Source organism: Peribacillus sp. P4_C12 (assembly GCF_056402095.1).
Window position 1 is genome coordinate 1 of record NZ_JBFUIB010000191.1, and the last position, 6665, is coordinate 6665.

General features: G+C 37.1%; 9 protein-coding genes. 6 read left to right on the forward strand and 3 right to left on the reverse strand.

The genetic code is table 11. The features are described 5' to 3' along the window. The coding region (locus AC1DUW_RS18260) for a YheC/YheD family protein (RefSeq protein ID WP_477643140.1) at positions 1-1050 on the reverse strand (1050 nt) is incomplete at its 3' end. Positions 1051-1187: 137 nt separating this feature from the next. Between AC1DUW_RS18260 and AC1DUW_RS18265 the strand changes: the two genes are divergently transcribed. The 4 genes from AC1DUW_RS18265 (at position 1188) to AC1DUW_RS18280 (ending at position 4154) form a co-directional block, all read left to right on the forward strand. Continuing rightward, positions 1188-2327, forward strand: coding sequence for a DUF445 domain-containing protein (locus AC1DUW_RS18265; protein WP_161804897.1), 1140 nt, complete (start codon positions 1188-1190; stop codon positions 2325-2327). 73 nt (positions 2328-2400) lie between these two features. Next, positions 2401-2754 (forward strand): YlbF/YmcA family competence regulator, encoded by a 354-nt coding sequence (locus AC1DUW_RS18270; protein ID WP_053344898.1) that lies wholly within the window; start codon positions 2401-2403, stop codon positions 2752-2754. A gap of 157 nt (positions 2755-2911) precedes the next feature. Beyond that, on the forward strand, positions 2912-3778 hold the full coding sequence (locus AC1DUW_RS18275; RefSeq protein ID WP_053347983.1) for a Cof-type HAD-IIB family hydrolase: 867 nt from the start codon (positions 2912-2914) through the stop codon (positions 3776-3778). A 127-nt stretch (positions 3779-3905) separates the two neighbouring features. Then, a complete protein-coding gene (locus AC1DUW_RS18280) occupies positions 3906-4154 on the forward strand; it encodes a transcriptional regulator SplA domain-containing protein (protein WP_053344899.1) in 249 nt (82 codons plus the stop codon). Between the two features lie 80 nt (positions 4155-4234). On the opposite strand, the gene AC1DUW_RS18285 is transcribed toward AC1DUW_RS18280, so the two are convergent. After that, the gene (locus tag AC1DUW_RS18285) at positions 4235-4696 is read right to left on the reverse strand and encodes a DinB family protein (protein WP_053344900.1); all 462 of its coding nucleotides are present in this window, start codon (positions 4694-4696) and stop codon (positions 4235-4237) included. 170 nt (positions 4697-4866) lie between these two features. Then, a complete protein-coding gene (locus tag AC1DUW_RS18290) occupies positions 4867-5316 on the reverse strand; it encodes a DinB family protein (protein ID WP_053344901.1) in 450 nt (149 codons plus the stop codon). 295 nt (positions 5317-5611) lie between these two features. Here AC1DUW_RS18290 and AC1DUW_RS18295 point away from each other — a divergent pair, with 295 nt between their 5' ends. Both AC1DUW_RS18295 and AC1DUW_RS18300 read left to right on the forward strand, forming a co-directional pair. Next, positions 5612-5959 carry an urease accessory protein UreH domain-containing protein gene (locus AC1DUW_RS18295; RefSeq protein ID WP_053344902.1) on the forward strand — a complete coding sequence of 116 codons (348 nt, stop codon included), beginning with the start codon at positions 5612-5614 and terminating at the stop codon, positions 5957-5959. A gap of 196 nt (positions 5960-6155) precedes the next feature. Next, positions 6156-6551, forward strand: coding sequence for a hypothetical protein (locus tag AC1DUW_RS18300; RefSeq protein ID WP_053344903.1), 396 nt, complete (start codon positions 6156-6158; stop codon positions 6549-6551). Positions 6552-6665: the final 114 nt, after the last annotated feature.

The following is a 6665-nucleotide window of genomic DNA, read 5'->3' on the forward strand; positions in this document are numbered from 1 at the left end:
AAGATTGGAAACGATATTACCTGGATCTCCTATCCGGGCAACCATGGAGGTAACTTTCCATTGAAACTGCTCGTTTTGATGAAGAAGGATTCGGAAATCAACTTTTCTCTGATCGATTTCAAACAAGGAAATCCCCTTTTGAAGGATGTAGGCTTGTTTTCTGCAGAATTTTTTCAAGGCGTTATACAACTTTTCATTCGTATCCGCAATATGCACATTTTGTATATGACCGGTTTGCTCGATTTTCCATTTTCCATCTACTTGTGTTAACCTGCAAATATTCCTTCCTTGACTGCCGGAAGAAGGCTTTAAATAGATAACAGAATGGTTCTCTAAAAATGTAAAGAAGGCTTCCTTCTCGTTAAAAAGTATGGTATCAGGCAGATTTGAAAGCAGTTCATTTTCTAAGAGAAGAAGCTCATGTACATCGAACTTAGAAAGAAACCTCCCATTAAACATCGGGATTGAATATGATTTTAGTTCATTTGTAAACAGATCGAAGGTTGGCGATTCTTCCATTCTGCGCGAATGAATCCGATTATAAAACACATTAGGGATAGGTAGAGTAAGGGTTTGCCACCCATTTTGCCCTGGCCAATATCCTTCCACTACGCCTTCTTTTAGAGACTGTATTCCTACTAAAAAGAAGGAGAAGCCTTGTTGATGACAGTAGGATTTCATCTCCTGATAAAATTTTTCCATCTCCCCAAATGTCCCATCTTTCAAGGGAAGTTGATTGATGAGTGCAGCAAAGAACGGCCCTATATTTATTGATCTATCCTCCGCATGGAAGGTAACGGAAATGGGGTCTGAAAAAGCAGGCAGGGATAAAATTTGGTTTGTATCAAATGAAAGCTTTATTGTTGGCTGGGATGAAGGGAATGGTTGGACGAGTACAGGAACGGAACGGCATCCCGCCATAAGCGTAAGGGGTTCCCCATATTGAAGATCCCACGCCTCGAATAATTTTTCTTCGATGAACAGTAGTGCCTTCTTTCTAGTGATTGCAGGATTTACCGTAATGAATATTTTTTGAAATTTAAGATTCATTATAATTCCCCGTTTGCACTAAGTTTGATATCCTTTTATAATTAAATGATGGGCAAAAGTGGATAACACATTCTATGTTTTTCCAATTAGAACGTGTCATTAAGCCTTTATTTCAAGCAACAAAAGGAGAAATCCTCATGGATGAGTTTTGGGTAAAAATACTGTTTATGGTTGTTGTAGGTGCTGTAATTGGAGGGTTCACTAATTTATTGGCTATCCGGATGCTGTTTAGACCTTATAAACCAATCTATATTTTCGGGAAACAGCTACCATTGACACCAGGTTTAATTCCTAAGCGGCAAGATGAGTTAGCCAGTCAGTTAGGTAAATTGGTCGTTGAACATTTAATCACACCTGAAAGCATTCAAAGTAAGGTTATCAATGATGCCTCTATACAGAATATGAAAATTTTCGTTCAGGCAGAAGTAAAGAAAGCGTTGTCCATTGAAAAAAGTACAGCTCAATTACTTGAACAATTGGGAATGAAGAATTCTTCCTTCTCGTTAGAACAGCAATTACAGACTTTAGTTCTTGGTAAATACGAAACATGGTTGGGCGAAAATAGCGGCAAGAGCTTACAGGACATCGTCCCATTGCACATTCAGCAAAAAGCAGTGGAGTCGATCCCGGATATTTCTCGATTCATCTTAACAAAAGGAAAAGAATATTTTAACAGTGTAGAAGGAAAGGGTCGCCTTGAAGACATGTTGGATGATTTTTTCAAGGAACGGGGTAAATTGATCAATTTAATTCAGATGTTTATCGGGAATGAAAAGTTAATTGATAAAATTCAGCCGGAGATCATTAAATTTTTTGAACAATCACGAACTATTGATATATTGTCAGTGATGATGGTAAAAGAGTGGGAAAACCTCGAGAAATGGGATGTTATGAAAGTAGAAGGCTTGATTGGGAAAGAAACGATAAGACAGTTTATTACCGAAAAAACGACAGAAATGATACCAGTTGCTACTATCATGGAAAAACCAGTTCGTGAGTTGACTGCCAATTTCTCTGATACGATTGTGGAAAAAGGGGTCCCAATTCTTGTGGAAAAAGGTGCCGACTATTTAATTAATCACTTTCAGCCGCTGTTCCAAAAGCTTCATTTGGATGATATTGTGGAAGAACAGGTGGCCTCATTTTCCGTTTCGCGACTTGAGGAAATGGTCGTTTCCATCACTAAGAAGGAATTGTCAATGATCACATACCTTGGAGCATTGCTTGGAGGAATCATCGGTTTATTCCAAGGTTTTGTAACTGTTTTATTAGGATGACGTGTAATTATCAAAGGGATTTGTTATAGTGGTAAAGGTGTAGGAATACAATGATTACTGGGAGGGGAAAACCATGAGTAACGTATACGATGCAGCATATGAAATGGAAAAGGCAATTCGAGCAAGTAATGAATATGCAGACTTGCAACGCTTATATGAAATCGTCAATTCGGATGAAGCAACAAAAGGAATGTTTGAAAACTTTCGAAATTTGCAGATGTCTTTGCAACAAAAGCAAATGATGGGGCAGGAGATCGCTCCGGAAGAGGTGGAGCAAGCACAAAAAACAGTACAGCTTGTTCAACAAAACCCAACCATCTCAAAATTGATGGAAGCGGAACAAAGGATGAGCATGGTCATTGCTGACCTTAATAAAATTATCATGAAGCCGCTTGAAGATTTATATGGTCTGCCTGAACAACAGTAGTAAGCTGTTGAAAACTCCCTGCCTTTATGGTAGGGAGTTTTTTTGTCGGAAAAGTTAGTGCAAATCGAGTGTAAGGTACTCTGAACTTCTATTTGTTCTACTCTTCAAATTTTAGTCATAAATTTGAAAGAGGATATTATAGATGGGGGAGATCAACATGGTATATCGTCTACTTGCGATTAATATTGACGGAACATTGCTCCAGTCGAATGGCCGTTTAAATAAATCAACTAAAGAAGCAATTGATTATGTGCACCAAAAAGGTGTCCATGTTGCGCTTGTGACGTCAAGAAACTATCACTCTGCAAAAAAAGCGGCCAAAGCCCTAAAAATAAATCCGATGATCGTTGCTCAGCAGGGAGCTTTTGTTGGAGCATCAATTGAGAAGCCTATATTGGTGAAAAGAATTTCAGAAGAATTGACTGTGGAGCTCGTTCAAATGCTTGAAAAAACTACCTGCCAAATTCTACTCATTCATGAAAAATACTCGCTTGGCAATCGAGTCAACCTTCCAGAGAATTTGCTCGGTAAAACAGTTATGTATTTGAATGATCAAAATATATATGCTCAAAATTATGTGGATGATATCAGTGAAGAGCTAATTGACAAGCCAATGGCTCCGACAAAAATAGATATCATTTTTTCGGAGCAAAGTGACCAAACAGATATGCTCAAACTGATAAAGGATATGTTCCCGGAGGTTGATGTTATCTTACATCCAGGATACAAGCTGACGGTTGTTCCAAAGGGTGTATCAAAGTGGAGTGGTGTATTATATTTAGCAGATCATTTAAAGGTAAAAAGAAGTGAAATTGTCTCGATTGGAGACGGGTTAGATGATATGGAGATGATTGCTGGATCTGGTCTGGGTGTTGCCATGGGCAACGCAGATCAGGAAGTTAAGAAAGTCGCGAAATGGGTGACCCGGTCTAATGATGAACACGGTGTTGCCTATATGTTAAGAGAATTTTTCCGTAAACAACATCCGATTGAGTTTTTGCAGAAGATGAATATGCTCAAATGAATAAGGAGACTCCTTCGATCACGAAGGAGTCCTATTTTGTTATGTCGCTGGCAATGTGATTTTATATAATAATTCTAAGCACCTTTCCATAAACTAAAGAAAATCTGTAAAGGAAAGGAAGAATTCAATGGGTATTATCAATGCGAAAGAAGTACAAGTCGGTGACGAGGTATTTGTAATTTATAATAACCCCCATGTTCCAACTGTTTCGAATGTAAGGGCAGCTGAAATTGTCCCTCATCCAAAAGATCCTAATGCAGTTGCTTTGTTTCTGAACGATACATTTCATACAATTGAAGATGATGATGCTTTATTTTCTTCAGAAGCCGCTGCTGAAAAAGCCTATAACGATTATATGGACAACCAGATGATGTAAAGTTGAAATGGGGGTCTTTGATTATCAAAGTTTAATGTGTATTAATGAAAAAAGCCTCACGCTTTGAAAAGCGGGGGCTATTATTTTTGGGCTGCGTTAATCACTCGTAACATCGCGTGAATTTGGCCCATATGGTACGTTTCGTGGAAAAGTGCAAGATTGACCATTTCGCTATAAGTTGTAAAACCTTTGAATGGTTTCTCCAGTTTTTCATTCAAGCGTTCTTCAGGAATGGCCAGAAGGCGATCAAGCTGTTCTTTAAATTGCTGAATTAAAACACTAAATGATGGAACAGCGTCTGTCCAGTCGGCCGGACTTGTACCTTGTGCAAAGAAATTAACATAATTGTCTGGCAAGTTCCCTGCTTGCGGATGATCAAGCAAGAATTTTTCTGTTACGAACAACGTATGGCCGAGATGCCAGTGAATGGTGTTGTTGAATCCTACTGGCTGAATGCTTGCCAGTTCAGGAGTAACACAATCAATAGCTCTTTCGAAAAATTTCCCTCTAATTAGTGAGAATCGTTTCTGTAATGGATTCATGCTAGTTCCCCCTTTTTTTGCTCCTGTGAATGATATGTAATTATATAAAAACGTCCTTCTAATTATATCAAGGTTGTTCCTTGTTAAGTAAATCGAGATTTATTTAACAAGGAATTTCTGCCACTCCGGTTTTTATCGAAAAATCGGAATGGCAGCTTGTGGTTTATTTGTTAGGATTGGATGAGAAGTTTCATCGCATGAATTTGTCCAATGTGACTTGCCTCGTGTAGGACTACGAAGTTAATAAACTCTCCTACTGTTTCCATTTCTCTGAACGGTTGTGCTACTTTTTCGTTCAAGCTTTCTTCCGGAATTTCAAGAAGCCGGCCAAGTTGTTCTTGTAACTGCTGCTTTAAAACTTCAACAGAAGGGATATCGCTTGTCCAGTCAGCTGGTTTTGAACCGTATCCAAATAGTTGTCCGTAATTAGCAGGCAAGTTGCTGTTATTTGGGGAGTCCAATAAAAATTTTTCCGCTGCGGATAGGACATGTCCAAGATGCCAATGGATTGTATTATTGAACCCTTTCGGCTGCACATCCATAAGCTCTGGACTTAATCCCTCGATTTCTTTTAGTAAATTTTCGCGCATAACTTTAAGTTGATTTTTCACATAACTCATTTTTTTATTCCCCTCTCACTACTTTTTTAGCAAAATAGTTCCTCATGAAATTATATCAAGGTTGTTTGGATATTATCAAATTTTAGGTAAGCACTTTCAAAACGAGAGGTGTATATTAATTTACAAATTATTTCATTTTTACACTTGAAATTATCAGAAAATTTAATATAATTAGGTATATGTTATATTATATAACGTAATTGTGTTAGATAATGACTAAGATTGTGTATTGTATCTTTAATAGACTCTTATTATAAGGTGTTTTATGTTTTTGATTGGCAGAAGGAGAGAGGGCATGCGCTTAACAGCTAGGGAGCAAGAAAAAGCTACCTATTTGAAATCGATGTTTGTTGGGATTGTCCACGGACTTGCCGGAAGTGCAGCTATGGTTCTTCTTACGATGAGTACGATAGATTCAGTATGGCAGGGTGCCATTTACATTATTATATTTGGAGTTGGTACATGTGTGGACATGCTTCTATTTACAACGATTTTAAGCATCCCCTTTGTCACAAGTACTTCTTCTATAAAAGTGAACCACTCACTCATTCGGTTGACAGGCGTGGTCAGCGCGGTATTCGGGATCTATTATATGTACAACCTGGGTGTAAATGATGAGTTATTTACGGTTTGGTTTGGGTGAACAACGTCTATTATTTACATGGGACATTAGAGTCAGAAACTCTCAAGGTAAAAGCTTGGGAGTTCTTTGCTTTAAGAAAAGATGGTTCTGCACTCTTTTGTCGCCATTTAAATACACATTCCTATTACTCTTCTGGTAGACTAGTATAATGAAAATATTGGATATTAGTCTATTCATGTAAGGGGGATGACAATTAATGAAATGGAGACTATTTTTATTTGCACTTTTCATAGTATCTTTAGCGTTAACTGTAGGATGTTCAAATAAACAAGAACATATTTCGATTCAAAAGCGTGAGGGTAAAATCTACAAATTTGAAGCTTATAAAGAAAGTATAGAAATTGAAAAGACTATAAAAACAAAAGAAATATTAAAAAATATTAACTGGGAAAATTCCAAAATGGAGAAAGATCGTCCTAAAGCGGATTATATCTTTTATTTTAATGATGAAAAGAATGAGGATAAAATAGTCGTTTACTATGTTTGGGTTATTTCTGGTGAAAATATATTGAAATTGACGAAAGGTAAACATAGCAAGTATGTACAATTAAATAAAGCGGATTCTGAAATTGTATTAAACTTGATACAATAAAAGAACAGATGGAATAAGATCTTTTTTGGTAAGATTAGGGGGGGAGTATGAAAAATAATCAACCGGTATTAAAGATACCAAAAACGGTTTATGAAAAACTAATTGATATTTTTT

Bases quoted from the DNA above. Each gene is read 5' to 3' on its own strand.
- AC1DUW_RS18300 (WP_053344903.1), top strand. From the start codon at position 6,156: ATGAAATGGAGACTATTTTTATTTGCACTTTTCATAGTATCTTTAGCG.
- AC1DUW_RS18290 (WP_053344901.1), bottom strand. From the start codon at position 5,316: ATGAGTTATGTGAAAAATCAACTTAAAGTTATGCGCGAAAATTTACTA.
- AC1DUW_RS18280 (WP_053344899.1), top strand. From the start codon at position 3,906: ATGGGTATTATCAATGCGAAAGAAGTACAAGTCGGTGACGAGGTATTT.
- AC1DUW_RS18270 (WP_053344898.1), top strand. From the start codon at position 2,401: ATGAGTAACGTATACGATGCAGCATATGAAATGGAAAAGGCAATTCGA.
- AC1DUW_RS18285 (WP_053344900.1), bottom strand. From the start codon at position 4,696: ATGAATCCATTACAGAAACGATTCTCACTAATTAGAGGGAAATTTTTC.
- AC1DUW_RS18295 (WP_053344902.1), top strand. From the start codon at position 5,612: ATGCGCTTAACAGCTAGGGAGCAAGAAAAAGCTACCTATTTGAAATCG.
- AC1DUW_RS18265 (WP_161804897.1), top strand. From the start codon at position 1,188: ATGGATGAGTTTTGGGTAAAAATACTGTTTATGGTTGTTGTAGGTGCT.
- AC1DUW_RS18275 (WP_053347983.1), top strand. From the start codon at position 2,912: ATGGTATATCGTCTACTTGCGATTAATATTGACGGAACATTGCTCCAG.